Here is a 24,933-nt window from a genome sequence, read left to right as displayed (position 1 = left end):
AGGCCGCCTACTCCGCCGCTTCGCGCAGCGCCGGGTCGAAGCGCCAGCCGGGCACCGCGCCGCGTGCGCGCAGGCGTTCGGATTCCTCGGTCATGTAGTCGCGCGTCATCGGGATGGCGGCGCGGTCCTTCACATACTGGATCTGCCAATTGACCATCCCGCCGTGGCGGAAGCTCTGTTCCGCCCCGGCGAGGTAAAACAGCCACATGCGATAGAACACCTCGTCGTACATGCCGACGACCTCGCGTTCGTGCATAACGGTGCGGTTGTACCATTCCTCCAGCGTGTGGGAGTAGTGGAAGCGCATCGCCTCCACGTCCATCACCTGCCATCCGGCCTTTTCGCTTTCGGTCACGAGTTCGCTCAGCGCGGGGATGTAGCCGCCGGGGAAGATGTACTTGCGCGTCCACGCGTCGGTCCGCCCCGGAGGGCCGACGCGGCCGCAGCAATGGCTGAACATCACGCCGTCGGGCTTCAGCAGCTTTTGTGTATGTTCGAAGAATTGCGGATAGTGGATCGTGCCGACGTGTTCGAGCAGGCCGACGCTGGTGATCCGGTCGAACTGGCCGGTCACGTCGCGGTAGTCCATCAGCGCGAACTTCACTTTGTCGGCCACGCCCGCCGCCTCGGCGCGTTCCTGGCAGAAGGCGATCTGATCGGGCGCGAGAGCTACACCGAGCACCTCCACCCCGTACATCTCGTGCAGATAGAGCGCGAGGCCGCCCCAGCCGCAGCCGATGTCGAGCACGCGCATCCCTTCGCACTTGCCGGCTTCGAGGTGGAGCTTGGCGGCGATGTGCGCCTTCTTGTCCATCTGCGCCTGCTCAAGGCTGTTCGCCGGATCGCGGTAATAGGCCATGGTGTACTGGCGATCCTCGTCGAGGAAGCGTTCGTAGAGCTGGCGGGTGAGGTTGTAGGTGTGCTCGGCGTTGCGCCGGGCTTTCGACCGCAGGTTGATCCCGTCGAGCTTCGCGATCGCCTTGTCCGCCACTTTGCGCAGCAGGCCCTGGCCCTGGATCGCCTTGTCGCCGATCGACTTGGTGTTTTCGGTCACGAACAGGATCATGTCGCGGATGTCGTGCGGCGGCTCGACCACCAGCCAGCCCCACATGAATGCCTCGCCCGCGCCGAGCTGGGGATAGCGCGCGATATGAGCGGCCGCCTTGCGATGGGTCAGCCGGATATGCATCGGCCCTCTCCCGTCGAGCGCCGGGCCCGGCCCGTATTCGTGGATCGCGCCGGTATGGTCGGTGACGATCAGCCTGCCGCGCCTGATCGCCGCCTTCAGAAACTTGTCGAGCAGCCACATCGCGCCGAATTCTCCCTCAATCCGTCCGATGGTTTCACCCCAGCGCTTGCCTGCTGTCAACGCCGCGCTAATCTGGCGGTATGGCGGAGAACAAGACCCGGGCCACACACGTCGAACCGGCCGATTTCATCGCCGGAGTCGAACCTGCGGCGAAGCGCGACGATGCGCGGGTGCTCGACGCGCTGTTCCGCCGCGTGACCGGCGAAGCGCCGAAGATGTGGGGGCCGAGCATCATAGGCTACGGCGAATATCACTATCGCTACGCCAGCGGGCACGAAGGCGAGATGTGCCGGCTGGGGTTCAGCCCGCGCAAGGCCAAGCATTCGCTCTATATCATGGACTGCGGCGACGAGAGCGAGGACGCCGCCTTCGCGCCGTTGCTCGCACGGCTGGGCAAGCATTCGCGCGGCAAAGCATGCCTCTACGTCAACAAGCTGGCCGATATCGATCCCGATGTGCTCGAGGAAATGGCCGCGCTGGGATGGCGGCCCACGCTGGAGAAGTATCCGAAGTAGCGAGCCCTCGCGTTCGCGAGGATCGCGTTCTCGTCAAACGCCGGCGTACCACTGATAGCCGCGGTCTTCCCAGTAACCGCCTTCGCCGCGGCCGATCTCGTCGAGGCTGGCGACCGCCTCGATCCCGGTCAGATACTTGGCGTGCTTGTAGCCCAGTTGTCGCTCGATCCGCATGCGCAGGGGCGCGCCGTTCTTTTCGGGCAGCGGCTCGCCGTTGAGCGCATGGGCGATGATCGTCTGCGGGTGATAGGCGTCGATCAGGTCGACGCTTTCGTAGTAGCGGCTGCCGTAGAGGGTGTCGGCACAGCGGAAGACGATGTACTTCGCTTGCGGCAGCAGGCCCGCGCCTTCCAGGATGGTGCCGAGTTGCGGGCCGGTCCACTCGCCGATCGCGCTCCACCCTTCCACGCAGTCGTGCCGGGTGATCTGCGTGCGCTGCGGCAGGCGGCGAATGTTCTCCAGGCTGAGCGAGAGCGGATGGCGCACGAGGCCGCCCACCTCCAGCCGCCAGTCGGCGAACCCCTCCGCCAGCGCGGCGCGGTAGGCGTCGGTATCGACGGTGCGCGATCCGTTGCCGCGAAAGTAAGGCGACAGGTCCGACCGATCGTATTCCTTTGCCAGCGCGGTGCGCGCGGCGAACAGGCGCTGCGCCTTGCGGTGCCAGTCCTCCGCCGCCGACAGCACCGCAGCGCCCGCATCGCTCTCGGCGACCTTGGCGCATCCGGCGGCCAGCGCCGCGCCTGCGCCCACCAGGAGGTTGCGGCGCTTCATTCGCGGCCTCCGGTTATCATGTCGCGCAGTTGCCGCACCGGGCCGGAGAGCAGCACGAGCAGGACATGGACGACGAAGAACCCCGCCAGCGCCCACGCGGTGACGAAATGGATCGAGCGCACGGTTTGGCGTCCGCCCATTGCCTCGATCATCCACGAAAGATGCGGCTCCCACCCCGGGCTGATGCCCATGCCGGTGAACACCATCAGCGGCAGCAGCACGCCCAGGACGATGCCGTAGGAGAGCTTCTGGAGGAAATTGTACTTGCCATCGCCATGATCGAAATCGAGCCGCAGATGGCTGGCGATGTCCGCGCGGATTGCGCGCCAGCGCCATTCCCGGCTTCGGGTGGCGATATCGCGGCGAAAATGACGGTTCACCAGCATCGCGACCCACATAAACAGTAAGCCCAGCGCGAAAGGCCAGGCGACGAGGATATGCCAGTCGCGCGCGGCGGCGAGGTCGTAGTGGCCGGGGATCGTCGCCCAGCCGGGAAAGCGCGGCACGCTGAGCCACGCGGTCGCCGGATCGAAGCCCCAGTCGCCCCAGTAGAGGTGCGGGTGCGCGTTGGAGATGTTCAGCCCGCTCATGAACAGCACGATCAGGCAGGCGAGGTTCAACCAGTGCCACAGGCGGGTGGAGAGTGCGTGGCGCTTCATACTGAGACGCCTTCGCGCGCGAGGTAGATCACGTCGCGCGGCTGCGCGAGCAGATGCTGCCCGCTGTCGACGAACAGGGTTTCGCCACTCGCGAGCCAACCTTGGGCGAGCCACAGGCACGCCTGCGCGATTTCCTCCGCGCCCGTCCGGCGCTTCAGCAGGTTCAGCCGGTGCGACACTTCGGCCTCGTCCTCGCTCTGGTCGTGGCTGGGCAGGATCGCGCCGGGGGCGAGAGCATAGACCCGATCCCCGGGGTGCGCCGCGCCGCCCTCGTCCAGCGGTTGTGCCAGCATCGGCACCATGGCGGCCACCGCGTGCTTGCTCATCGTGTAGCTGGGAAAATCCGGATTCGGATTGGCGAGCTTCTGGTCGGTGAACTGGATCACCCGCCGCCCACCCGCCGCGCGCGCGTGAGCGAGGAAGGCCTGCGCCATGCGCGCGGGAGTTGCGGAATTCACCTGCATCGCGCGTAGATACGTTGCGGAATCGAGTTCGGTTACACTGTCGCGATCAAAAATTGCCGCGCAGTTTGCCAACACGCGCCAGTCGGGCAAGCACGCGCTCAGGGCCTCGACCATCGCGACGGCTGCGTCGCCGTCGGCGAGGTCGCACCGCACGGTTTCTGCCGAAGGAAGTGCGGCGGCGAGCGCCTCGGCCTCGTCGCGCGACGAACCGTAGTGGATCACGACATGCCAGCCCGCTTCGCCGAACGCGCGCGCGATCGCAGCGCCGAGGCGCTTCGCCCCTCCGGTAACGAGGACTGCGGGGCGGGGCGGTGCGGCATCGCTCATCGCGGGCATTCAAGCACAGCAGCGAACCGGCGTGCAAAGAAAAAGGCGCGCCGCCCGGATGGACGGCGCGCCTTCCCTGCCGGACCGGCTCGCGTTCAAACGGCCCGGCGAAGCATCAGCGGCACTTCAGGCTGCCGCGGTCGATCTCGCGTCCGACGACCGCGCCGACCGCGCCGCCGAGGATCGCGCCGAGCGTGCGGTCGCCGCCGTTGCCGGCGATCTCGTGCCCGGCGAGCGCACCCACGCCCGCGCCGATCACGAGGCCGGTGGTGCCGTTGTCGCGCTCGCAGTAGTAGCGGCCATCGTCGCCACGCCACATGCGCGAGTTGCGGCTGATCGGGCGCGGATCGCGATAGCGGCCATCGCGATCGTAGCGGCCGTCGCGGTCGCGCCAGCGCCGATCGCGGTCGTATGAGGCGGTCACGTCGGTATGAATGGCGAAGTTGGCCGGCACCGGTGCCTGGGTCGGGGCCGGAAGCTCGACCGCCATGGCGGGCGTGGCGACGACCGTGACCGTAGCGGCGGCAGCGGCGAGAAGCATCTTGTTCAACATCGTTCTGTCTCCTTCCTGATGTGGGATCGAACCCTTAACGGCCCGTCTCGTTCATCGATCCACAACGCTGGATGAACGAATTGGCTCCCTCGGCGCTCTGCGACCAACCGTTCCATCGCGGCGACGAGCGATCGCCTGCCCGGTTCAAAGCTGCGCGATTTCCGCCTTCGCGTCGGCGATCGCCTGATCGCGAACTTTAGGTCCAAAGCCGATCTTCTCGGCGCGGATGAACACGGGATCGTCGATCCCGATGAACCCGAGAACCAGCCTCAGCAGGGTTTCCTGATGATCGGCCGGATTGCCATCCTCGTAAGCGCCGCCGCGCGACGAAGCGACGATCACGCGGCGTCCACCCGCCAGCCCCTGCGGGCCGCCATCCTTGTAGGTGAAGGTGACGCCGGGCACCGCGATCCGGTCGATCCATGCCTTGAGCTGGCTGGGGATCGTGAAGTTGTACATCGGCGCGCCAATCACCACCACGTCCGAGGCGAGGAATTCGTCCAGCACCGCACGCTCCGCCGGGAATGCGGCAGCCACCGTTTCGTCGTGCATGTCTTGCGGCGTGCGGATCGCGGCGGTGGTTACCGGGTCGATATGCGCCAGCGGATCGGTTGCGAGATCGCGCTCGACCAGCGTGGCTTCAGGGTGCTGGGCGGTCAAATGGTCGACGATCGCCTGAGTCAGCACGCGGCTGACCGACGCCTCGCCGGTGGTCGCGCTGTCGATACGGAGGATCTGCATTCTTGGATTCCCTGGTTACTGATGATAACTAGGGGCCATATGGAAACCATCACCGCACCCGCGCAAGAAGGCACATTTTCGTCCGATAGGCACACCGGTGTGACCGGCGTCCCCGCGCCCGAGGTCCATAGTCCGATCCAATGTAAGGCGGTGAACGACATTCTCGCGCGCGTGGGCGACAAGTGGACGATGCAGGTTGTGATGACGCTGTCGGCCGGACCGGTGCGGTTCAACGCGTTGCGCCGGGGAATCGACGGAATCTCGCAGCGCATGCTCACCCGCACCTTGCGCGCGCTGGAACGGGACGGGCTGGTTGCCCGCGAAGTGACGCCGAGCGTGCCGCCCCGCGTCGATTATTCGCTCACCCCGCTCGGCCGTTCGCTGCGCGATCCGGTCGGCGTGCTCGGCGGCTGGGCGATGGCCAACAGGGAAGAGATCGACGAGGCCCGCGCCCGGTTCGACGCAGAAACGGATTAGGTCTACGCGGCGGCTTCCGCAGCTTCGCGATCCCGGTCCGCGCGGCTCTTCTTCTGCGCGGCGGTACGCAACTGGCCGCAGGCCGCGTCGATGTCGCGGCCGCGCGGGGTGCGGACGGGGGCGCTGATCCCCGCTTCGAACACGATGTCGGAAAAGCGCCGCACCCGCTCGGGCGTCGAGCATTCATAACGGGCGCCTGGCCAGGGATTGAAGGGGATCAGGTTGACCTTCGCCGGCAGGTCGAATTGTTTGAGCAGCCGCACCAGTTCGCGCGCATCCTCGTCGCTGTCGTTCTTGTCCTTCAGCATCACGTATTCGAACGTGATCCGCCGCGCGTTGCTCGCGCCCGGATAGGCGGCGCAGGCGGCGAGCAGATCCTCGATGCCGTATTTCCGGTTGAGCGGCACGATCTCGTCGCGCACGTCCTTGGTCACCGCGTGGAGCGAGACCGCGAGGTTGACCCCGATCTCCTCCCCGCAGCGCGCCATCATCGGCACCACGCCGCTGGTCGAAAGCGTGATCCGCCGCTTGCTTAGGGCCAGCCCGTCGCCGTCCATCACCAGCCGCAGCGCGTCGCGCACGTTGTCGAAATTGTACAGGGGCTCGCCCATGCCCATCATCACGATGTTGGTCAGCAGGCGGCCATCGGAGGTATATTCCGCCTCGTCCTCCACCTCGGCGACATCCATACGGCCTCTCGGCCACTCGCCCAGCGCATCGCGCGCGAGCATGACCTGGCCGACGATCTCGCCCGGCGTCAGGTTACGCACCAGCTTCATCGTGCCGGTGTGGCAGAAGGTGCAGTTGAGCGTGCAGCCGACCTGGCTGGAAACGCACAGCGTGCCGCGGTCGGCATCGGGGATGAAGACCATCTCGAACTCGTGCCCGTCCGCCGTGCGCAGGAGCCACTTGCGGGTACCATCGCTCGAATGCTGCGCCTCGACCACGTCGGGCCTGCCGATCACGAAGCGTTCCGTCAGCCACGGGCGCATCGTCTTGGCGATGTCGGTCATGGCCTCGAATTCGGTCGCGCCGCGATGGTAGAGCCAGTGATAGACCTGCTTGGCGCGCAGCTTCGCCTGCTTCGCATCCAGCCCGGTGTCGGCGAACAGTTCGGCGATACGCGCCTTGGGCAGCCCGATCAGGTCCATGCGGCCATCCGCGCGCGGCGTGATGTCGCGCGCGACAGGGACCGGATCGACCTGTCCGGGGATAGGCATCAGCGAAGTATGGGTCATGACGAGGCGCATATAGGGCGCGGCGGGTGACAAGGCAAAGCCTGTCGGGATGCAGGCCGGGGCGCGGCCGGGAAGGGTTCCCCGATTTTCGTCGACCATCCGACACGCCTGATCCGTTCGTCGATAATTTTCGTCAGTTCGTCGCGCTAACATGTGGCTGAAAAACAACACGAGGATCGTTGTGAAAGGTTAATGAAACCGCCGCCGTATCGTGCCGTTTGGGTGGTCCAGGCTGGCGGCCATCGCGCCGCCCGCCGGACAACGATGGAGTACTTATGAAGAAAACGATCGCATTCATCGCCACCGGGTCGCTGGTGGCTCTGGCCACCCCCGCGATGGCGCAATCGGCCGATTCCCCGTTCAACGGTCCGCGCATCGGCGTGATCGGCGGCTACGACCAGACGGGTGCCGGCAGCAGCATCGACGACGATAGCGAGAACAACGACAACGACCAGTCGATCGAAGGCTTCGGCTACGGCTTCGAAGCGGGCTACGATCTCGACACCGGCGGCGCCGTGATCGGTATCGAGGGCGAATACATGGATTCGACCGCCGACACCGAATTCACTAACGGTGATTTCGAAAGCTTCGGCCTGGGTCCGGTCGATTCCAACCGCGACCTCTACATCGGCCTGCGCGCCGGCGCCAAAGTCACGCCCAACACGCTGATCTATGCCAAGGGCGGCTACACCAACGCCAAGTTCGACGCGACCACGCTCGACGGTGAAAACGAATACGACACCGATTTCGACACCGACGGCTATCGTGTCGGTGCGGGCGTCGAATACGCCATGGACTCCGGTCTGTATGTCAAGGGCGAGTATCGCTACTCGAACTATTCGGAAGCCGAGGTCGACCTCCCCGGCGATCGTCCGGACATCGACCAGTACGACGTCGACCTCGACCGCCACCAGGTCGTGGCATCTGTCGGCATGCGTTTCTGACGCCAGTAATCAGCCACCGAGTGGGAAGGGCGGGGCTTCGGCTCCGCCCTTTCTTTATCCGCGCCGGACCCATCCGGTGATCGCGTAGCGCGGGGCGGGAGCGAACGGGGCGACCACCGACACGCTGTGCGGCTGCGGCACCCGGAACAGGTTCAGCACGTTGAAGCCCGGCACCATCGCCGAGGTTACTTCGCCCTCGGCATCGTGGAACTGCAACAGGCCGCCGAATTCGGGCTGCCATTCCGGGCATAGGTTCAGCACATAGGCCGCGACGCGGTTCTTCCCCGCGACGTCGTCGTCGTGACGCGTCAGGAAGTGGCCAGGAAGATAGCGCGTCGCCTGTCCGTCGACGAACCCCACCTGCTGGTCGCCGGTGAGCTTGCGCCAGACTTCCAGCATCGCCTCGTCGTTGAGCATGTCGAGCAGCCGGTCCACGGCCAGTGCGCGGCTTGCCCGCTCGCTGGAGTCTTCCGATACGCGGATCGTCTCGTAGACGTATTGGAAGCCCGTGCGTGCGCCTTGGTGAATAGCGCTGTCGAGCTGTGCCGCCTGTTCCGGGGTGAGCGCTGCGAGCGACTCCGGCCCGAGATCCCACGTCCGCTCGCCCTGGTTGAAGGTGCGCCACCACTCGCCGCCTGCGAGAAAATCATGCAGTTCGCGCGCCGTCTCCGGGGCGAGGAAATCGGCGATCCGCACCCGGCTATCGCGCGCATAGCGGCGCGCCGCCGCAGCGATATCCTTTGGGCTCAGTGAGGACTTGAAATCGGTCATCGGCCCACCCTCGCGCAGCCGACCGTGGCGGCGTCGATCGCGGTCGCCGCGCCGGTCAGGTCGTAGCGGTCGGTGAAGCGCCGCCCGCGGGTGTCGCGCGCGCTCACCGTCATTCTCCCCGCCGCGCGCATGGCGGCAATCACCGCCGCGTCCATTGCCTTGTCCGCGGCCCAGGCGTCGCCCCCGCCACCGGTCAGGACGAAGCGGCGGTCGCCGATCGCGAGGCGGATTTCCGCGCCGTCGGCCAGCGCGCGCGACAGCCGCAGATGGAGCTGGTTGCGCACCTGACGCCGCGGCCAGGTGCCCACGCTGGCGAAAGCGCGATAGTCGCTTGCGCGCGAAGTCGGCAGCGGGCGCGCGATGGCGTAGCAGCGCGGCACGCCCGGATCGCGGAACGCGCCCCAGCTGTCGAACATGCCCAGGCTGTCGCGCGCGGCGAGCGGTGCGGCCAGCGCGAGGGCGGCGAGCGCGAGAGCCCCGAATGAAAGAGCGCCGGGCCTAGCCATAGACGATCGCCACCACTTCCCATTCCTTGTCGCCGGTGGGCAGGCGAACGGTGCGCAGGTCGCCCACCGCCGCGCCGCGCAATGCGCGTGCCAGCGGGCTCGACCAGCCGATTCGGCCCGCACCCGCGTCCTGCTCGTCGTCGCCCACGAGGGTCACGGTCTTGCGCGCGTCGTCCTCGTCGGCGAGTTCGATCGTGGCGCCGAAAAAGGCGCGCTCGCGGTCGGGCTGGTCGGCCGGATCGATCACCCGCGCGGCCTTCATCCGGCGGGCGAGATGAGCCAGTTCGCGGTCGATCTCGCGCATGCGCTTGCGACCGTAGAGATAGTCGCCGTTCTCGCTCCGGTCGCCGTTGCCCGCCGCCCACGAGACGATCTCGACGATCTCGGGCCGCTCGGCGCCGAGCAGGTGGTCGTAGCGCGCCCGCAGCGCGGCGTAGCCTGCCGGGGTGATCGGATTGGTCCGGGTGGGGGCTGCGGGCATGGCGGCGTCATAAGCACGATCGCGCCGCCCGCCGCAAGGTCAGCCGGACCAGATCAACCGGGCGTCGACTTGCCGATGAACCGGCTGATGCCCTTGGGTTCGCCGTAACGCACCCGATCGGGATACATCGCCTCGTAGACGACTGCGTTTTCGAGCACGCGCTGGACGTAGTTCTTGGTCTCGAAGATCGGAATCTCCTCGACCCAGCGCAGCCAGTCGACCGATCCGTTGCGCGGATCGCCGTTGCTGCGCAGCCACTTGTTCACATTGCCCGGCCCGGCGTTGTAGGCCGCGACCGCCAGCGGATAGCTGCCGCCGTAGATGTCCATCATGCGGGCGAAATAGCCGTCGCCCAGCCGCACGTTGTACTGCGGATCGCCGGTCAGGTTCGCGTATTCGTAGCTCATGCCCATCTTGCCCGCCTGCTCGCGCGCGGTGCCGGGCATCACCTGCATCAGTCCGCGCGCGCCGGCGTGGCTGACACGGTCTTCGTCGAACTCGCTTTCCTGCCGCGCGATCGCGTGGACGATGGTGAAGTCGGTCCCGCCTGGCTGCGAGACGGTGGGGAAGCCGACGCGTTCGAACCCGGCGATGTTCTTCTCCGGCGCGGCGCGGCCGATCACCACCGCCAGCTCGGGCATGCGCAGTTCCTGCGCCAGTTCGGCGACGAGCTGCATCTCGCTCGCGTCGTCGGCCCAGCCGGCCAGTTCGGTGAAGAAATAGCGCTCGGTGCGCCAGTCGCTGCCGCCACGCGCCAGTTCGCGCACCGCCAGCGCCAGCGGGTTGGAGCGGAACGCGGCGCGCTGCTCGGCGGTCGGCTGCGGCGGCGTCGCGGTGCCGAACGCGGGGGTGGGGCGGCCGAGCCGTTCGAGCGCGAGCAGCCCGTAGTAGTATTCGGGATATTGCGCCGCCATTTCCCAATAGCGCCGTGCCTCGCCCGCATTGCCCGCGCGGTCGGACGCGAGGCCCGCCCAGTAGAACCCCTTGGAGCGGGTCTGCGGCGTGCGTGCGGCGTTGCCGTAGCGATAGAACAGCGGCGCGGCACCGTTGCCGTCACCCAGCTCCCACAGCGCCTTCGTGCCGCCGAGCCACATCAGCGAGGTGTAGTCGTCGCGCAGGCGATAGCTCATGCCCGAGATGTCGGCCCCGGGCATGAACAGGTCGTCGACCTTGCCCGCGATCTGCATCGCTGGGCGGGCGCCCGCGCCGCGTGCGATCCGCAGCGCCTCGGTCACGTAATCCTGCGCATCGAACGCGGGGGCGGAAAACGGGGGACGGTTCGCCATCAGGTCGATCGCCTGCGGCAACCGCCCGCTGGAACGGTATTGCCGCGCGAGATTGTAGACGTAGCCTGGATCACTCCGCGCATTGGACGGCACCGGCAGCCCCGACAACGCCGGATCGCTGCCCTGAAGGATCGAGAGCCGCGCCATCGCGAGGTCGCGATAGCCGGGCGAGACGTTGACCATGTGGCGTGCCGCCGCATCGGCCTCGCCCTGCCACAGCAGCGCGGCCATGCGCGCATCGTGATCCTCGGGCGTGAAGCGCGATCCGAACAGGCCGAGCATGTAGGCCTCGGCCGGGGTGCTCATCCGCCCGCCGCGCCACGCCGCTTCCGCAGCGGCAAACGCCTCGGGCCGCTGGAGCCCGGCGAGCGCGAGAGCGTAACGCGCGCGCGCCGCGTTGGTCAGCGGCGGATTGCGGTCGAAATAGGCGACGAGCTGTTCCGAACTCGGCGCGCCGCTTTCGAGCGCGTTTTCGGCATTGGCGCGGATCACGTCCATGCGCGGGAATTCGGGGTAGGCGAGCGCGAACCCGGCATACGAGCCGAAGTCCATCCGGTCGTTTCCGGTCAGGAACTTCCACCGCTCCACCGCCTGGCCGATCTGCGAAGGTGCGGTGGCCACCATCATCTGCCGCGCGCTGTCGACCGGATCCTGCTGGGCGACCAGCGGGCCCGAGCCGGTGAGAACGGTGGTTGCGAGTAAAGCCAGCCCGTACAAGGAATTACGTGTCATGCTGGACATGGTGCCCCCGGCCTCCTTATCAGGCGCTGAATGAAAATCCCCATGCGCCGTTTCGCTCGCGCTATGGGCAAAGGCGAGGGTTCAGGCAATGTTTTCGGGTTCGATTCCGGCTCTGGTGACTCCTTTTCGCGACGGGGCGTTCGACGAGAGCGCGTTCCGCCGGCTGGTCGACTGGCAGGTGGAGAACGGCAGCAAGGCGCTCGTCCCCTGCGGCACTACGGGCGAGGCATCGACCCTCTCCAATGCCGAACATCACCGGGTGATCGAGATCTGCATCGAGCAGGCGGCGGGCCGCGTGCCCATAATCGCCGGGTGCGGCAGCAACGACACGATGAACGCGCTGCTGCACATGAACTTCTCGAAGAAGGCCGGGGCTGCGGCGGGCCTGTGCGTCGCGCCTTACTACAACCGGCCCCGGCAGGCGGGGCTGATCGCGCATTTCAGCTATCTGGCGGAGAATTCGGACCTGCCGATAGTCCTCTACAACGTGCCCGGGCGCACGGTGACCGATATCGAGCCCGAAACGGTGTGTGAACTCGCGAACCGCTATCCCGAGCGGATCGTCGCGATCAAGGATGCGAGCGGCGACCTTTCGCGTGTGACCGACCACCGCATGGGCATCGGCAAGGACTTCTGCCAACTTTCGGGCGACGACGAACTGGCGCTGCCCGCCAACGCCGCGGGTTCGGTGGGCTGCATCTCAGTGACGGCCAACGTCGCGCCTGCGCTGTGCGCCGAATTCCAGCAGGCCTGCGCCGACAACGACCTCGTCCGCGCGCGTGAACTGAACGACCGCCTCTACCCATTGCATTACGCGATGTTCGAGGATGCGAGCCCCGCGCCGGTCAAATACGCCCTCAGCCGCGTCCACGACTGGCTCTCCCCCGCCGTCCGCCTCCCGCTGGTCGAATGCTCGGACCACGCGAAAAAGGCGGTGGATGCGGCGCTGGAGCACGCGGGGCTGGTCTAGGGACTCAATACCACTTCGACAGGCCCGCTATATAACCTCGTCCTCGTCGAGCAGCGGCTGGGCGGGGCCTTCGGGTTCGCTGGCGCGGATCGCTTCGGTGATCGAGCTGGCGCGCTCGCCCGCGAGTTCGAGGTGCGCGACCTCGGCGATGTGGAACAGCGCGTCGCCCTGGTTGACCACCGGCAGCGTCGCGTGGCCGATCACGATGCCGTCGATCGGGCTCGCCATCTCGCGTGCGTCCTCGCCCAGCAATCCGCAGACGGTGGCGAGCACTTCGCCCCTTGTCACGGTGTCGCCCGACTTGCGGCGGCGGTGCGTCACTCCGCCGCGCGGTGCGCGCACCCACAGGCTGCGGTTGGAGCGCGCGGGCACGCCGACCGACGACAGCCCGTCGTCCGCCGCGATCATGCCGAGGTGGGCGAGCACGCGCAGCACGCCGCGGGCGCCGATGTCGATCGAGAGGCGATCCCAGCGCAGCGCCTCGCCGGCTTCGAGCAGCAGCATCGGCGTGCCGCGCTCGTGCGCCAACGCGCGCATCGATCCGGGGCGCAGCGGGCTCTCGACGATCACCGGCGCGCCGAAGGCCATCGCCAGTTCGATCAGGTAGGGATCGCCTTCCGCCACCCGGATCTGCGGCAGGTTGTAGCGGTGGACCGCGGCCGAATGCAGGTCGATGCCGAGGTCGGCCGGGGCGATCACGTGCTCGAGGAAACTGTGCGCGAGCTGCGCGGCGAGCGAGCCCTTGCTGCCGCCCGGAAAGCTGCGGTTGAGATCGCGCCGGTCGGGCAGGTAGCGGTCGTGCTGGAGAAAGCCGAACACGTTGACCGCCGGCGCCAGCACCGCCGTGCCAGCCAGCGCTTCGGGCGCGATCCGGGCGATCAGTTCCTGCACGATCGCGGTGCCGGTGATCTCGTCGCCATGGATCGCGGCGCTGACGAACACCGTCGGCCCGCCCTTCGCGCCGTTTATTACGCGCAGCGCGAGCGTGGCGGGCACCCCGGTGGCGAGTTGGCTGACGGGGATCGCAAGCGAGCGCGCTTCGCCCGGCGCGATCGCCTCGCCTGCGATGGTGAAGGGTTCGCCCGGTCCGCCAGCCGTGTCCATGGCGCGATGTTCGGCCCGCGTTCGGCGCGGATTGCAAGCGAAAAGGCGAGCGCCTACATGCCTCCGCCTCATGGCCCGCCCCAAACCCGTCACCTTCGACAAGCGCAAGACCGTCGCCGAGAACCGGCGCGCGCGGTTCGACTATCATATCGAGGACACCTTCGAAGCGGGCATCGCCTTGCAGGGGACCGAAGTGAAGGCGCTGCGCGCGGGCGAGGCGTCGATCGCGGAGAGCTATGCCGAAGTGCGCGAGGGCGAGGTCTGGCTGGTCAACGCCAACGTGCCCGAATTCAGCCACGGCAACCGCTTCAACCACGAGCCGCGCCGCCCGCGCAAGCTGCTGCTGCACACCCGCGAGATCGACAAGCTGTTCGGCGCGGTCGAGCGCAAGGGCATGACGCTGGTGCCGCTGTCGGTCTATTTCAACGGCACCGGCCGCGCGAAGGTCGAGCTCGCGCTCGCCAAGGGCAAGCAGGCGCACGACAAGCGCGCGACGATCAAGGAGCGCGACTGGAAGCGCGACAAGGCGCGGCTGATGCGCGAGAACGGCTGACGCGCGGGCCGTTCAGCGGCTGGCTATCGCCACGCGCCTTACCCATATCGCCTGCAATGACCGCTTCACCAGATTTCGCACCGCCGCTCTTGCCCTTGCCGCCTCGCGCGAGCATTGCGGCGGCGAGATCGTGATGCGCAGACCTTCCAAGACATTCCTCGCCGACTGGCTGCGCAAGCACATGCCCACGCGCGAACAGATGGCCGAGAACAAGTACCTCGCGCCGATCGCGCACCGCTTCCTCAGCCCCGAACTGTGGCGCTTCACGCGCCGTTCGGTTCCGCGCGGGGTCGCGTTGGGGCTGTTCACGGCGTTCATCGTGCCGATCGGACAGATCTTCCTCGCGGCGTTTCTCGCGTTGCCCGCGCGCGCCAACGTGCCGCTGTCGGCGCTCGCCACGTTCATCACCAATCCCTTCACCGTGCCGTTCTGGCTGGTGGTCGCGAACCGGGTGGGCGCGTTCGTGCTCAAGGTCGATGCGGTGACCGTCAACGTGGCGAACGACGAGCTGGCGAGCGGTCGCTGGACCTGGGCGATCGACGCGGTCGAGATCGCCGGCGTGACCGCGTTCGGTTTCGTCGTGCTCGCGGTGGTTTCGGCCGCGATCGGCTACGTTCTGGCAGGGCTGGTCTGGCGCCTGGTCGTCAGCCGCAAGCGCGCCCGCCGCCTGCGCCAGATGGAACGGCGGCTGGACGAGCGGCTGCGAACGCGGGAAAGCTGATGGCCGACGGCGCGGAACGCAACACCGGACGCTTGCGCCTGATCGCGGGCATCGCCGCCGCCCTGCTGGCAAGCGCGGCGCTGGTGTTCCTCGTCAGCGACGACACCGCGCTCACGCTCGGCTACGCGGTCGGGCTCGGGGCGCTGATGGCGACCGCCTACACCCTGTCGCTGATGCGCGCCGCGCCGGCGGACGAGGGCTTCGCACCGCCCGACTGGTCGGTCACGGTCGCGGCCATCGAGCGGCCCGACAGTGCAGTCGCGATCACCGATCGGGCCAATCGCATGGTCTGCGCCAACCGTCTCTACAGCGACTGGTTCGGCGTCGCTCACGCGCCGCCCAACCTGCCGCTCGACCGCGTCTCGCTCGAGCGGCTGGTGCGTGCCGCGCGCGCGGCATGGCGCGACGGCAGGAGCACCGTCGACACGCTCGTGCACGAGGACGGCGCAGGATCGTGGTCGGCAGAGGCCGAGCGGGTCGGGCGCGGCGACGACCATCTTGTGTGGCGCTTCACCCCGCTGACGGCTGCGGACCCGGTCGCGCCGCTTGCGGATTGGCTCACCGGACCGTTCGGCGCGTTCCTCACACAGGCCGGTATCGAGGCGGCAGTGGTCGGTTCGGACGGTATGATCCGCGCCGCAGGATCGGGCTTTGCCCAGCGCGCGACCGGCGATCCGGCGGCGACGCTGGCCGGGCAGGCGTTCGCCGAGCAACTCCGTTCGGACGAGCGCGAACGGATATATTTCGCACGCGAAGGGCGTCGCGGCACACCCAGAATGCTCGTTCAGGTGTCGCTCGGAGACCCTGGCGCTGACGGGCCCGCCCGGGCGGACGAGGCGCCCTCGCTGATGCTGCTGGTCGACAGCGGCGTGGGGATCGGCAGCGGTTGGGAAGGCGGCGGGGGCAGTGTCTCGGCCGCGCCCCAACTCGAATCGCTGCTGGGCGCTCTGCCGCTGGGGCTGGCAATGACCGACCGCGACGGCCGCTTCCTGTTCGGCAACGAGGCGTTCCTGCGCGCGACCGGCATGGAGCACAAGGGGCTGCCCCCGTTCCCGTCCGATCTCGTGGTGAAGGAAGACAAGAGCGCGCTGATCGAAGCGGTGCGCCGGTTCGCGCGCGGCCCTTCTTCCAGCGGCGACATGGCCGTGCGGCTGCGCCACCAGCCCGACGATCCGGCGCTGCTCGGCATCGCCGGGGTGCGCGGGCTGGGCGATCCGGCGGTGCTGCTGACGCTGGCCGATTCGACCGAAGAGACGCGGCTCAAGCGCCAGGTCGCGCAGGCCACCAAGATGCAGGCGGTCGGCCAGCTCGCGGGCGGGGTGGCGCACGATTTCAACAACGTGCTGACCGCGATCATCGGATATTGCGACCTCATGCTGCTGCGCCACACGCCCGGCGACAGCGACTACGACGACATCCAGCAGATCCGCGCCAATTCCAACCGTGCCGCCAGTCTCACGCGCCAGTTGCTCGCGTTCAGCCGCCAGCAGACGTTGCGGCCCGAGGTGGTGCAGCTGCCCGACGTGGTCAGCGAGGTGAGCCAGCTCCTCAAGCGACTGCTGGGCGAGAAGATCGCCTTCCGCGTCCGCCACGACCGCGACCTCGGGCCGGTACGCGCCGATCCGCAACAGCTCGAGCAGGTGATCGTCAACCTCGCGGTCAACGCGCGCGACGCGATTCATGCGCGCGGGGATGCGGGTGGTGACGGCACCGGCAAGCTGACGCTGGCGACCCGCAGGGTTGCGGCGGCGGACGTCCGCAAGATGGGTTCCGAGATCATTCCCGCGGCCGACTACACCGCGCTGGTGGTGCAGGATTCGGGCGGCGGCATTCCGCCCGAACTGCTGGCCAAGATCTTCGAGCCGTTCTTCACCACCAAGGAGCAGGGGAAGGGCACCGGGCTCGGGCTGTCGACCGTCTACGGCATCGTCAAGCAATCGGGCGGGTTCATCTTTGCCGACAACCTGCTCGGCCCGTCGGGCGAGCCCGAGGGCGCGCGCTTCACGATCTACCTGCCCGTCCACCGCGGCGCCGAACCCCGCCCCGCCAAAGACGAGGCTCCGAGCGCCACCAGCGACTGGTCGGGCGGCGGGCGCGTGCTGTTGGTGGAGGACGAGGACATGGTCCGCGCGGTGGCCGAGCGGGCGCTGGTGCGCGCGGGCTACACCGTCACCACAGCTGCCGATGGCGACGAGGGACTGGCGGCGATCGCGGGCGGCGGCGGCTTCGATCTGGTGGTGTCGGACGTGGTCATGCCGGGGATGGACGGGCCTGCGATGGTCCGCGCGATCCGCAAGGCGCGGCCCGGCCTGCCGGTGCTGTTTATGTCGGGCTACGCCGAAGAGCAACTGCGCAGCCAGATCGACCTGGCCGACATGCATTTCATCGCCAAGCCGTTCAGCGTGCAGCAGATCGGCGACAAGGTCGCGCGCGTGCTCGGCGAGGCGAAACGCCGCAGCCCGCAACCCGCTAGGTGAAGCCGCGCGCAGCGTTTGCCCCTGACAGCCGCCGCGAAGCACGCTAGCCTTCCGTTCATTGCGCTCCGCCCGTGCGGCGAATCGAGAGGGGAAACCGGATGAGGATTGCTCGCATGCTCGTGGCGGGGCCGGCATTGCCGCTCGCGCTGTGGACCACCGCCGCCATCGCGCAGCCCGAGACCGCGACCGGCGAAACCGAGCAGGGCGACGTTTCGGTCACGATCTACAACAACGGGCAGGCGCTGGTGCAGGACGTGCGCCAGCTTCCGATCGCGCAGGGGCGCAGCCGGATCGAATTCCCCGACGTGTCGGCGCAAATCCGGCCCGAAACGCTGAGCTTCAATGCCGAGGGCGCGGGGATCGTCGAACAGAACTTCGATTTCGACCTGCTCACCCCGTCCAAGCTGATGGAAAAGGCGGTCGGGCAGACGATCACCCTGATCCGCACCAATCCCGCAACCGGCACCGAGACGCGCGAGCGCGCCACGGTGCTTTCCACGGCCGGCGGCGTGGTCGTGCGGATCGGCGACCGGATCGAGGTGCTGCGCGACGACGGACTGCCGGTGCGCGCGGTGTTCGACGAGGTACCGCCCAACCTGCGCGCCCGCCCCACGCTGTCGGTCATGGTGGAGAGCGAGCGCGGCGGCACGCGCCCGGCATCGATCCGCTATCTCACCCCCGGCCTCGGCTGGGCGGCCGACTACGTTTCGCTTTACGACGAGGCCAGCGGCACGATCGATATGCAGGGCTGGGTGACGTTGACCAACCAGACCGGCACCACCTTCCACCGTGCCGATACGTTGCTGATCGCGGGCGATCCTGCGGGCGGGCAGGGCAGGCCGGTCAATCGCCGCATTCCCCGCCCGCCTCCACCGCCATCGGGGATGGTTCGCCCCGGCACCGAGAATTCGGGCCGCGAGCAGGTCGGCGATTTCTACCTCTACCCGCTCGCCGAGCGGACCACGATCGCCAACAACCAGACCAAGCAGGTCAGCTTCCTCGACGTGCAGGGGGTGCCCGCGCGCCGGGTCTATGCGCGCACCGTGGGCTGGCTCACCAGCGACGATGCGCCGGTCAACGCCTCGACCGAGATCGCCTTCTCATCGTCGCGTGACGGTGGGCTGGGCGACGCGCTGCCGGGCGGCACGGTGCGCTTCTACCAGCGCGACGCGCAGGGCACGCCGCAGTTCATCGGCGAGAACGCGATCGCGCACACCCCGATGGGCGGTGAGCTCTCGCTGCGCACCGGCGACGCGTTCGACGTGTTCGTGCAGGCCGAGGTCGAGCGGCGCGAGGAGATCACCGGCGCCGAGTGGGAGCGCAGCGCGCGCTACCGCGTGATCCGCGATGGCGAGGTGGCGGAGGAGGTCGAGATCGAACGGCCGCAGACCTTCTACCGCACCACGATGCGCTATACCCTTACCAATGCGAAGGCCGCCCCGGTGGAAGTCGATCTGGTCCAGGCCGGGCTCGACCGCGGCTGGTGGGGCCGCGATTTCCGCATCGTGAGCGAGGACATCACGGGCGAACAGCTTAATGCCGACCGCCGCAAGTGGGCCGTGCCCGTGCCCGCCGAGGGCGAGCGGGTGGTCCGCGTCACCTACGAAACGCGGTACTGACCGGCCGGGTGCGGGCGATGCGGCGCGCCGCGATCCTCTGCCTCGTGCTGGCGGCGCTGGCCGTGCCCGCCGCAGCGCAAGGCCGTGCGCCGGTCGACGCCTCGGCACCTTCAACGCTGGCGGTAACAGTCTATCGCGATCCCACGCGCGGGCCCGACGAGGCGATGGACCGCGACTGGCCGCGGGGCTTCGCGATGGTCAGCGAGACGCGCACCGTCACCCTGCCGCCGGGCGAAAGCACGGTGCGCTTCGAAGGCGTCGCCGAGGGCATGGTCGCGGTCAGCGCGATCGTCACCGGCCTGCCGGGCGGCACGATCGAGACCAACCGCAACGCCGCGCTACTCTCCCCCGCCGCGTTGGTCGATGGCGCGCTGGGCAACCGGGTCACGATCACCCGCACCAACCCCGCCACCGGGCGGGCGCAAAGCGAACAGGCGATCGTGCGCACCCGCGCCGACGGGGGGCTCGTGCTGCAAACCGGCGAGGGGTACGAGGCGGTGCGCTGCGCCGGGCTGCCCGAAACGCTGACGTTCGACCGCATTCCCGCCGGCCTCTCCGCGCAGCCCGTGTTCTCGGTCGACACGCGCGATCCCGCCGGGGGCACCTATCAGGTCGTGCTGACGTATCTCGCCTGGGGGTTCGACTGGCAGGCGGATTACGTCGCGACGCTCGGCCCCGGCGACGGGCGCGGGGGCGTGGAACTGTCACTGACTTCGTGGCTCACGCTGCTCAACGACAACGCGCAGTCGTTCGCCGATGCCGAACTGATGGCGGTGGCAGGCACGCTCAACGTGGTGAGCGATTTCGCTGATCTCGCCGATCCGCCGGACGCGGAGCCATTGCGGCTGACCTGCTATCCGCTCGGCAGCACCGCGGCGGGGACGCCGGTGGCCTATCCGCCGCCGCCGCCGCCCCCTCCGCCCCCACCGCCGATGATGGCCCCCGAACCGGCTTACGAATCCGCCGCCGATACGATTATCGTCACCGGCTCGCGCGTGGCGATGGTGGCGCAGGAAGAGGAACTGGGCGATCTCAAGCTCTATCGGGTGCCCGAACCGGTGACGGTGTCGGCCAAAGGGCTGAAACAGATCGCCTTCCTCCAGAAGGACGCGGTGGAAGGCGAACTGCTCTACGAGATTCGCTGCGAACCCGGCGGCGAGGTGGAGGGGTTCGTCCCCGCCGCACGTCTGCTCGAAACGGTCAACGATAGCGAGCACGGGCTCGGCGTGGCGCTGCCCTCGGGCGGGGTCGCGGTGTTCGAGCCGTCGTCGCGCGGTCCGTTGCTCGTCGGGGAGGAGCGGCTGCGCGACTACGCGAGCGGGCAGGATGTCGAAATCGCGCTGGGTACGAGCGATCAGGTCCAAGCGATGTGCGTGCGGCTGAGCGAGGATGCGCGCGACGACGAGCGCGACTGGGTCGAGATGGAAGCGCAAGTCGTCAACGCGTTGCGCTTGCCGGTCCGGCTGCGCGTGGTGCTCGGCTGGAGCGCCGAATGGGAGACGCGCCGCCGGGATCGCTCGCGCGTGAAGGATGGGGAGCGGGTAATCGAATTCGACATTCCCGCCAGCACGGAACGCGAAATTCGCTGGCGGCAGCGCCGTATCACCGGATGATTCCCTTGTATCACGCTGAAATTCCGTGATTTCCTACGCCGCGAAAAAATTTCCGTTCCACACTTGTTCTCATGGAACAAATCGAATACACCGGCTTCGGTAGATAACGGCGACGATGCCCTAGGCAAGCGAAGGAGGCCATGCGATGGCGGCGGAACTGAAGCTGGTTGAGAAGGAAAGCAACGTGGACCGTCAAAAGGCGCTCGACGCCGCTCTGGCGCAGATCGATCGCGCGTTCGGCAAGGGTTCGGCGATGAAGCTGGGCCAGAAGGAAGCCATGCAGGTGGAGGCGATCTCCACCGGATCGCTCGGGCTCGATATCGCATTGGGCGTGGGCGGCTTGCCCAAGGGCCGGGTGATTGAGGTCTATGGGCCGGAAAGCTCGGGCAAGACGACGCTCGCGCTGCACGTGATCGCCGAAGCGCAGAAGAACGGCGGCACCGCTGCGTTCGTCGATGCCGAACACGCGCTCGATCCGGTCTACGCCAAGAAGCTGGGCGTCGATATCGACGAACTGGTCGTGTCGCAGCCCGATACCGGAGAACAAGCGCTCGAGATCACCGACACGCTGGTGCGTTCGAACGCGATCGACGTGCTGGTGGTCGATTCGGTCGCCGCGCTGGTTCCGCGCGCCGAAATTGAGGGCGAGATGGGTGACAGCCACGTGGGCCTTCAGGCGCGCCTGATGTCGCAATCGCTGCGCAAGCTCACCGGGTCGATCAGCCGGTCGAAGACGATGGTGATCTTCATCAACCAGCTCCGCATGAAGATCGGCGTGATGTACGGCAACCCGGAAACCACGACCGGCGGCAACGCGCTGAAGTTCTATGCCTCGGTCCGGCTCGACATCCGCCGCACCGGGCAGATCAAGGATCGCGACGAGATCGTCGGCAACTCGACCCGCGTGAAAGTGGTCAAGAACAAGGTCGCCCCGCCGTTCAAGCAGGTCGAATTCGACATCATGTACGGCGAGGGTATCTCCAAGATCGGCGAGATCCTCGACCTCGGCGTCAAGGCAGGGATCGTGGAGAAATCGGGTAGCTGGTTCAGCTACGATTCGATCCGCATCGGCCAGGGCCGCGAGAACGCCAAGCAGTATCTCAAGGAAAATCCCGAAGTTTGCGACAAGTTGGAAGCCGCGATCCGCGGCCGGACCGATGAGGTCGCCGAGGAGATGATGACCGGCCCGGACGCGGACGACTGATCATCGCCTCAAGGGGGCGCGCGATCCCGCTATCGGGTGGCGCCCCGGAAAACGGAAAACCGGCGTGTGTGCCCGCAGCGGCCCGCGCCGGTTTTTCTTGGATACGGCGGTTTTCGCGCCATCCGCCATAAAATGCCCTCGGTGCACGATCGCCTGGCTCGCTCACTGCGCGCACGTTAATCGGCTTGTCGCACCGCGCCGCAGGAACTACCTGCGCAGGCATGCAGTCCACCAACGATATCCGCCGGTCCTTCATCGACTATTTCGCGCGCAATGGCCACGCGCCGGTGCCCAGCGCGCCGCTGGTGCCGTACAACGATCCCACGCTGATGTTTGTCAACGCGGGCATGGTGCCGTTCAAGAACGTGTTCACCGGGCTGGAAACGCCGCCTGCGCCGACTGCGGTCAGCAGCCAGAAATGCGTGCGCGCCGGCGGCAAGCACAACGATCTCGACAACGTCGGCTACACCGCGCGCCACCACACGTTCTTCGAAATGCTCGGCAACTTCTCGTTCGGCGAGTATTTCAAGGATCAGGCGATCGAGCACGCCTGGACCTTGCTCACTAAGGATTGGGGTCTCGCACCCGACCGCCTCACCGCCACCGTCTATCACACGGACGACGAGGCGTTCGACCTGTGGCGCAAGATTTCCGGCCTGCCCGAAGAGCGGATCATCCGCATCGCCACCAGCGACAACTTCTGGTCGATGGGCGACACCGGCCCGTGCGGCCCGTGCAGCGAGGTGTTCTACGACCACGGCGATCACATCCCCGGCGGCCCTCCGGGATCGCCCGACGAGGACGGCGACCGCTTCATCGAGATTTGGAACCTCGTGTTCATGCAGTTCGAGCAAGCGGCAGACGGGACCCGAACAGATCTGCCCAAGCCCAGCATCGACACCGGCATGGGGCTCGAGCGCATCTCCGCGATCATGCAGGGGGTGCACGACAACTACGACATCGATACCTTCAAGATCCTGATCGCGGCGAGCGAGGGGCTGACCGGCGTGCCCGCCGAAGGCGATCGCCGCGCGAGCCACCGGGTGATCGCCGATCACCTGCGGTCCAGCGGGTTCCTGATGGCCGACGGCGTGCTCCCCTCGAACGAAGGGCGCGGCTACGTCCTGCGCCGGATCATGCGTCGCGCGATGCGCCACGCGCACCTGCTGGGTGCCGAACAGCCGCTGATGCACCGCCTCGTGCCCACGCTCGTCGCCGAAATGGGCCAGGCCTATCCCGAACTCCAGCGCGGACAGGCGCTGATCGAGGAAGTGCTCGAGCGCGAGGAAACCCAGTTCCGCCGTACGCTCGACAAGGGGCTGCGCCTGCTCGACGAAGAGACGACCGGTCTTGCAGAGGGCGGCGAACTGCCCGGCGAGACCGCCTTCAAGCTCTACGACACCTATGGCTTTCCCTACGATCTGACCGAAGACGCTCTCCGCGCGCGCGGCATCGGGGTCGACCGCGAGGGGTTCGACGCCGCGATGGCGCGGCAGAAGGCCGCCGCGCGCGCCGCGTGGAAAGGCTCGGGCCAGGCCGCCGACGGCGAACTGTGGTTCGACGTGGCCGAACGCGAGGGTGGCACCGAATTCACCGGTTACTCCTCGACCGAGGGCGAAGGCCGGGTGGTCGCCATCGTGCGCGACGGCGCCGAAATCGAGCGCGCCGAGGTGGGCGACGAGGTCACGATCCTCACGAACCAGAGCCCGTTCTACGGCGAGAGCGGCGGCCAGTCGGGCGATGCCGGCAAGATCTGGACGCCCGAGGGCCTGCGCATCGCGGTCTCGGACACCGGCAAGCCGCTCGGCCGCCTCCACGCGCACCACGGTACTGTCGAGGAAGGCAGCGTGTCCGTCGGCGAGAGCGTGCACCTCACGGTCGATGCAACGCGCCGCGACATGATCCGCGCGAACCATTCGGCCACCCATCTGGTCCACGCCGCGCTGCGCAACCGGCTCGGTAGCCATGTGACGCAGAAGGGCTCGCTCGTCGCCGCCGACCGCTTCCGGTTCGACTTCTCGCACCCCAAGCCGCTGTCGGACGAGGACATCGCCGCGGTCGAGGCTGAGGTGAACGCCGAAATCCGCGCCAACGAGCAGGTCCAGACCCGGCTGATGAGCCCCGACGACGCGGTCGAAGCGGGTGCGCTGGCGCTGTTCGGCGAGAAATACGGCGACGAGGTCCGCGTATTGTCGATGGGCCGCAAGGGAGAAGGCGCGCGCAACTATTCGGTCGAGCTGTGCGGCGGCACGCATGTGAATGCCACCGGCGACATCGGCCTGTTCCGCATCGTGTCCGAAAGCGCGGTCTCCTCGGGCGTGCGCCGGATCGAGGCGCTGACCGGCGAGGCGGCGCGCCGCTGGCTGGTCGCGCGCGAGGACGCGTTGAAATCGGTCGCCGACACGCTGCGCACCGCACCCGACGAGGTCGAAGCGCGCGTCGCCGCACTGGTCGACGAACGCAAGCGGCTCGAACGCGAACTGGCCGACGCGAAGAAAGCGCTCGCGCTGGGCGGCGGTGGCGGCTCGGCCCCCGCCACGGCTGACGAAGATGTTGCTGGGGTGAAGTTCTCCGGCCAAGTGCTCGAAGGGCTCGATGCGAAGGAGCTGCGCGGCCTGCTCGACGAAGCGAAGGCCCGGCTCAGCTCGGGCGTCGCGGCGGCGGTCGCGGTCAACGGCGGACGCGCGGCGATCGCAGTCGCGGTCACCGACGACCTGATCGGCCGGTTCGATGCAATCGCGCTGGTGCGCCAGGGTGTCGAGGCGCTCGGCGGTAAGGGCGGCGGAGGGCGGCCCGACATGGCGCAGGGCGGCGGCCCCGATGGCGGCAAGGGCGCCGATGCGATCGCAGCGGTGAAGGCGGCAATGGCGGAGACCGTTTCCGCCTGAC

At 67.8% G+C, this 24,933-nt stretch carries 23 protein-coding genes; 11 read left to right on the top strand and 12 right to left on the bottom strand.

The features are described 5' to 3' along the window. Nucleotides 1-7 precede the first annotated feature (7 nt). Entirely contained in the window at nt 8-1,309 is a 1,302-nt protein-coding gene (locus tag ACE3QC_RS04560) for a class I SAM-dependent methyltransferase (protein WP_374406648.1), read from the bottom strand. An 80-nt stretch (nt 1,310-1,389) separates the two neighbouring features. Between ACE3QC_RS04560 and ACE3QC_RS04555 the strand changes: the two genes are divergently transcribed. Continuing rightward, nucleotides 1,390-1,824, top strand: coding sequence for a DUF1801 domain-containing protein (locus ACE3QC_RS04555; protein ID WP_374405918.1), 435 nt, complete (start codon nt 1,390-1,392; stop codon nt 1,822-1,824). A 33-nt stretch (nt 1,825-1,857) separates the two neighbouring features. Here ACE3QC_RS04555 and ACE3QC_RS04550 read toward each other — a convergent pair whose 3' ends face one another. The 5 genes from ACE3QC_RS04550 to ACE3QC_RS04530 all read right to left on the bottom strand — a co-directional run bounded on the left by ACE3QC_RS04550 (nt 1,858) and on the right by ACE3QC_RS04530 (nt 5,339). Beyond that, on the bottom strand, nt 1,858-2,595 hold the full coding sequence (locus tag ACE3QC_RS04550; RefSeq protein WP_374405917.1) for a molybdopterin-binding protein: 738 nt from the start codon (nt 2,593-2,595) through the stop codon (nt 1,858-1,860). Beyond that, entirely contained in the window at nt 2,592-3,254 is a 663-nt protein-coding gene (locus ACE3QC_RS04545; RefSeq protein WP_374405916.1) for a cytochrome b/b6 domain-containing protein, read from the bottom strand. Before ACE3QC_RS04545 ends, ACE3QC_RS04550 begins: the two co-directional genes overlap by 4 nt. After that, nucleotides 3,251-4,045 carry an SDR family oxidoreductase gene (locus tag ACE3QC_RS04540; RefSeq protein WP_374405915.1) on the bottom strand — a complete coding sequence of 265 codons (795 nt, stop codon included), beginning with the start codon at nt 4,043-4,045 and terminating at the stop codon, nt 3,251-3,253. Before ACE3QC_RS04540 ends, ACE3QC_RS04545 begins: the two co-directional genes overlap by 4 nt. A 115-nt stretch (nt 4,046-4,160) precedes the next feature. After that, nucleotides 4,161-4,598 (bottom strand): glycine zipper 2TM domain-containing protein, encoded by a 438-nt coding sequence (locus ACE3QC_RS04535; RefSeq protein ID WP_374405914.1) that lies wholly within the window; start codon nt 4,596-4,598, stop codon nt 4,161-4,163. 144 nt (nt 4,599-4,742) lie between these two features. Beyond that, nucleotides 4,743-5,339 (bottom strand): FMN-dependent NADH-azoreductase, encoded by a 597-nt coding sequence (locus ACE3QC_RS04530; RefSeq protein WP_374405913.1) that lies wholly within the window; start codon nt 5,337-5,339, stop codon nt 4,743-4,745. A 99-nt stretch (nt 5,340-5,438) separates the two neighbouring features. Between ACE3QC_RS04530 and ACE3QC_RS04525 the strand changes: the two genes are divergently transcribed. Beyond that, a complete protein-coding gene (locus ACE3QC_RS04525) occupies nt 5,439-5,816 on the top strand; it encodes a winged helix-turn-helix transcriptional regulator (RefSeq protein WP_374405912.1) in 378 nt (125 codons plus the stop codon). 2 nt (nt 5,817-5,818) lie between these two features. On the opposite strand, the gene rlmN is transcribed toward ACE3QC_RS04525, so the two are convergent. Then, nucleotides 5,819-7,054, bottom strand: a complete 1,236-nt coding sequence (gene rlmN, locus ACE3QC_RS04520) for a 23S rRNA (adenine(2503)-C(2))-methyltransferase RlmN (protein WP_374405911.1) — start codon at nt 7,052-7,054, stop codon at nt 5,819-5,821. A 275-nt stretch (nt 7,055-7,329) separates the two neighbouring features. On the opposite strand from rlmN, the gene ACE3QC_RS04515 reads away from it, so the two are divergent. Beyond that, the gene (locus tag ACE3QC_RS04515; RefSeq protein ID WP_374405910.1) at nt 7,330-7,998 is read left to right on the top strand and encodes an outer membrane protein; all 669 of its coding nucleotides are present in this window, start codon (nt 7,330-7,332) and stop codon (nt 7,996-7,998) included. Nucleotides 7,999-8,052: 54 nt separating this feature from the next. Here ACE3QC_RS04515 and ACE3QC_RS04510 read toward each other — a convergent pair whose 3' ends face one another. From ACE3QC_RS04510 to ACE3QC_RS04495, 4 genes are read right to left on the bottom strand one after another with little or no spacing between them, the layout of a single operon-like run. Continuing rightward, nucleotides 8,053-8,769, bottom strand: a complete 717-nt coding sequence (locus tag ACE3QC_RS04510; protein ID WP_374405909.1) for a 2OG-Fe(II) oxygenase family protein — start codon at nt 8,767-8,769, stop codon at nt 8,053-8,055. Next, nucleotides 8,766-9,275: an invasion associated locus B family protein gene (locus tag ACE3QC_RS04505; RefSeq protein WP_374405908.1), complete on the bottom strand. Its 510-nt coding sequence runs from the start codon at nt 9,273-9,275 to the stop codon at nt 8,766-8,768. Before ACE3QC_RS04505 ends, ACE3QC_RS04510 begins: the two co-directional genes overlap by 4 nt. Next, nucleotides 9,268-9,756, bottom strand: a complete 489-nt coding sequence (gene greB / locus ACE3QC_RS04500) for a transcription elongation factor GreB (RefSeq protein WP_374405907.1) — start codon at nt 9,754-9,756, stop codon at nt 9,268-9,270. The genes ACE3QC_RS04505 and greB overlap by 8 nt, the downstream gene beginning before the upstream one ends. Before the next feature lie 53 nt (nt 9,757-9,809). Further along, the gene (locus ACE3QC_RS04495) at nt 9,810-11,774 is read right to left on the bottom strand and encodes a transglycosylase SLT domain-containing protein (RefSeq protein WP_374405906.1); all 1,965 of its coding nucleotides are present in this window, start codon (nt 11,772-11,774) and stop codon (nt 9,810-9,812) included. 97 nt (nt 11,775-11,871) lie between these two features. Between ACE3QC_RS04495 and dapA the strand changes: the two genes are divergently transcribed. Further along, entirely contained in the window at nt 11,872-12,753 is an 882-nt protein-coding gene (gene dapA / locus ACE3QC_RS04490) for a 4-hydroxy-tetrahydrodipicolinate synthase (RefSeq protein WP_374405905.1), read from the top strand. A 27-nt stretch (nt 12,754-12,780) separates the two neighbouring features. Here the strand turns inward: dapA and ACE3QC_RS04485 are convergent, their stop codons facing one another. Further along, a complete protein-coding gene (locus tag ACE3QC_RS04485; protein WP_374405904.1) occupies nt 12,781-13,857 on the bottom strand; it encodes a succinylglutamate desuccinylase/aspartoacylase family protein in 1,077 nt (358 codons plus the stop codon). A gap of 70 nt (nt 13,858-13,927) precedes the next feature. Here ACE3QC_RS04485 and smpB point away from each other — a divergent pair, with 70 nt between their 5' ends. The 7 genes from smpB (at nt 13,928) to alaS (ending at nt 24,932) form a co-directional block, all read left to right on the top strand. Then, complete coding sequence (smpB, locus tag ACE3QC_RS04480; protein ID WP_374405903.1) at nt 13,928-14,410, top strand: SsrA-binding protein SmpB; 483 nt, start codon at nt 13,928-13,930, stop codon at nt 14,408-14,410. A gap of 133 nt (nt 14,411-14,543) precedes the next feature. After that, on the top strand, nt 14,544-15,131 hold the full coding sequence (locus tag ACE3QC_RS04475) for a DUF2062 domain-containing protein (protein WP_374405902.1): 588 nt from the start codon (nt 14,544-14,546) through the stop codon (nt 15,129-15,131). Then, entirely contained in the window at nt 15,131-17,608 is a 2,478-nt protein-coding gene (locus ACE3QC_RS04470) for a response regulator (protein WP_374405901.1), read from the top strand. The genes ACE3QC_RS04475 and ACE3QC_RS04470 overlap by 1 nt, the downstream gene beginning before the upstream one ends. Before the next feature lie 98 nt (nt 17,609-17,706). Next, nucleotides 17,707-19,227, top strand: coding sequence for a DUF4139 domain-containing protein (locus tag ACE3QC_RS04465; RefSeq protein WP_374405900.1), 1,521 nt, complete (start codon nt 17,707-17,709; stop codon nt 19,225-19,227). Nucleotides 19,228-19,244: 17 nt separating this feature from the next. Then, nucleotides 19,245-20,840 carry a DUF4139 domain-containing protein gene (locus tag ACE3QC_RS04460; RefSeq protein ID WP_374405899.1) on the top strand — a complete coding sequence of 532 codons (1,596 nt, stop codon included), beginning with the start codon at nt 19,245-19,247 and terminating at the stop codon, nt 20,838-20,840. A gap of 145 nt (nt 20,841-20,985) precedes the next feature. Continuing rightward, entirely contained in the window at nt 20,986-22,044 is a 1,059-nt protein-coding gene (recA, locus tag ACE3QC_RS04455) for a recombinase RecA (protein ID WP_374405898.1), read from the top strand. A 221-nt stretch (nt 22,045-22,265) separates the two neighbouring features. After that, nucleotides 22,266-24,932 (top strand): alanine--tRNA ligase, encoded by a 2,667-nt coding sequence (alaS, locus tag ACE3QC_RS04450; protein WP_374405897.1) that lies wholly within the window; start codon nt 22,266-22,268, stop codon nt 24,930-24,932. Nucleotide 24,933 lies beyond the last annotated feature (1 nt).

The sequence above is a fragment of the Pelagerythrobacter sp. genome (genome assembly GCF_041912895.1).
Lineage (GTDB): Bacteria > Pseudomonadota > Alphaproteobacteria > Sphingomonadales > Sphingomonadaceae > Pelagerythrobacter.
The sequence above is the reverse complement of the archived record's forward strand: the minus strand, read 5'-3'. Positions and strand labels throughout refer to the sequence as shown.

What these genes read in the sequence shown, in the direction of transcription:
- ACE3QC_RS04540 (WP_374405915.1), bottom strand. Translation starts at nt 4,045, where the DNA reads ATGAGCGATGCCGCACCGCCCCGCCCCGCAGTCCTCGTTACCGGAGGG.
- ACE3QC_RS04485 (WP_374405904.1), bottom strand. Translation starts at nt 13,857, where the DNA reads ATGGACACGGCTGGCGGACCGGGCGAACCCTTCACCATCGCAGGCGAG.
- alaS (WP_374405897.1), top strand. Translation starts at nt 22,266, where the DNA reads ATGCAGTCCACCAACGATATCCGCCGGTCCTTCATCGACTATTTCGCG.
- rlmN (WP_374405911.1), bottom strand. Translation starts at nt 7,054, where the DNA reads ATGACCCATACTTCGCTGATGCCTATCCCCGGACAGGTCGATCCGGTC.
- dapA (WP_374405905.1), top strand. Translation starts at nt 11,872, where the DNA reads ATGTTTTCGGGTTCGATTCCGGCTCTGGTGACTCCTTTTCGCGACGGG.
- ACE3QC_RS04470 (WP_374405901.1), top strand. Translation starts at nt 15,131, where the DNA reads ATGGCCGACGGCGCGGAACGCAACACCGGACGCTTGCGCCTGATCGCG.
- ACE3QC_RS04505 (WP_374405908.1), bottom strand. Translation starts at nt 9,275, where the DNA reads ATGGCTAGGCCCGGCGCTCTTTCATTCGGGGCTCTCGCGCTCGCCGCC.
- ACE3QC_RS04465 (WP_374405900.1), top strand. Translation starts at nt 17,707, where the DNA reads ATGAGGATTGCTCGCATGCTCGTGGCGGGGCCGGCATTGCCGCTCGCG.
- ACE3QC_RS04555 (WP_374405918.1), top strand. Translation starts at nt 1,390, where the DNA reads ATGGCGGAGAACAAGACCCGGGCCACACACGTCGAACCGGCCGATTTC.
- ACE3QC_RS04560 (WP_374406648.1), bottom strand. Translation starts at nt 1,309, where the DNA reads ATGTGGCTGCTCGACAAGTTTCTGAAGGCGGCGATCAGGCGCGGCAGG.
- ACE3QC_RS04550 (WP_374405917.1), bottom strand. Translation starts at nt 2,595, where the DNA reads ATGAAGCGCCGCAACCTCCTGGTGGGCGCAGGCGCGGCGCTGGCCGCC.
- ACE3QC_RS04495 (WP_374405906.1), bottom strand. Translation starts at nt 11,774, where the DNA reads ATGACACGTAATTCCTTGTACGGGCTGGCTTTACTCGCAACCACCGTT.
- ACE3QC_RS04510 (WP_374405909.1), bottom strand. Translation starts at nt 8,769, where the DNA reads ATGACCGATTTCAAGTCCTCACTGAGCCCAAAGGATATCGCTGCGGCG.
- ACE3QC_RS04545 (WP_374405916.1), bottom strand. Translation starts at nt 3,254, where the DNA reads ATGAAGCGCCACGCACTCTCCACCCGCCTGTGGCACTGGTTGAACCTC.
- greB (WP_374405907.1), bottom strand. Translation starts at nt 9,756, where the DNA reads ATGCCCGCAGCCCCCACCCGGACCAATCCGATCACCCCGGCAGGCTAC.
- ACE3QC_RS04460 (WP_374405899.1), top strand. Translation starts at nt 19,245, where the DNA reads ATGCGGCGCGCCGCGATCCTCTGCCTCGTGCTGGCGGCGCTGGCCGTG.
- ACE3QC_RS04475 (WP_374405902.1), top strand. Translation starts at nt 14,544, where the DNA reads ATGCGCAGACCTTCCAAGACATTCCTCGCCGACTGGCTGCGCAAGCAC.
- ACE3QC_RS04535 (WP_374405914.1), bottom strand. Translation starts at nt 4,598, where the DNA reads ATGTTGAACAAGATGCTTCTCGCCGCTGCCGCCGCTACGGTCACGGTC.
- ACE3QC_RS04530 (WP_374405913.1), bottom strand. Translation starts at nt 5,339, where the DNA reads ATGCAGATCCTCCGTATCGACAGCGCGACCACCGGCGAGGCGTCGGTC.
- recA (WP_374405898.1), top strand. Translation starts at nt 20,986, where the DNA reads ATGGCGGCGGAACTGAAGCTGGTTGAGAAGGAAAGCAACGTGGACCGT.
- smpB (WP_374405903.1), top strand. Translation starts at nt 13,928, where the DNA reads ATGGCCCGCCCCAAACCCGTCACCTTCGACAAGCGCAAGACCGTCGCC.
- ACE3QC_RS04515 (WP_374405910.1), top strand. Translation starts at nt 7,330, where the DNA reads ATGAAGAAAACGATCGCATTCATCGCCACCGGGTCGCTGGTGGCTCTG.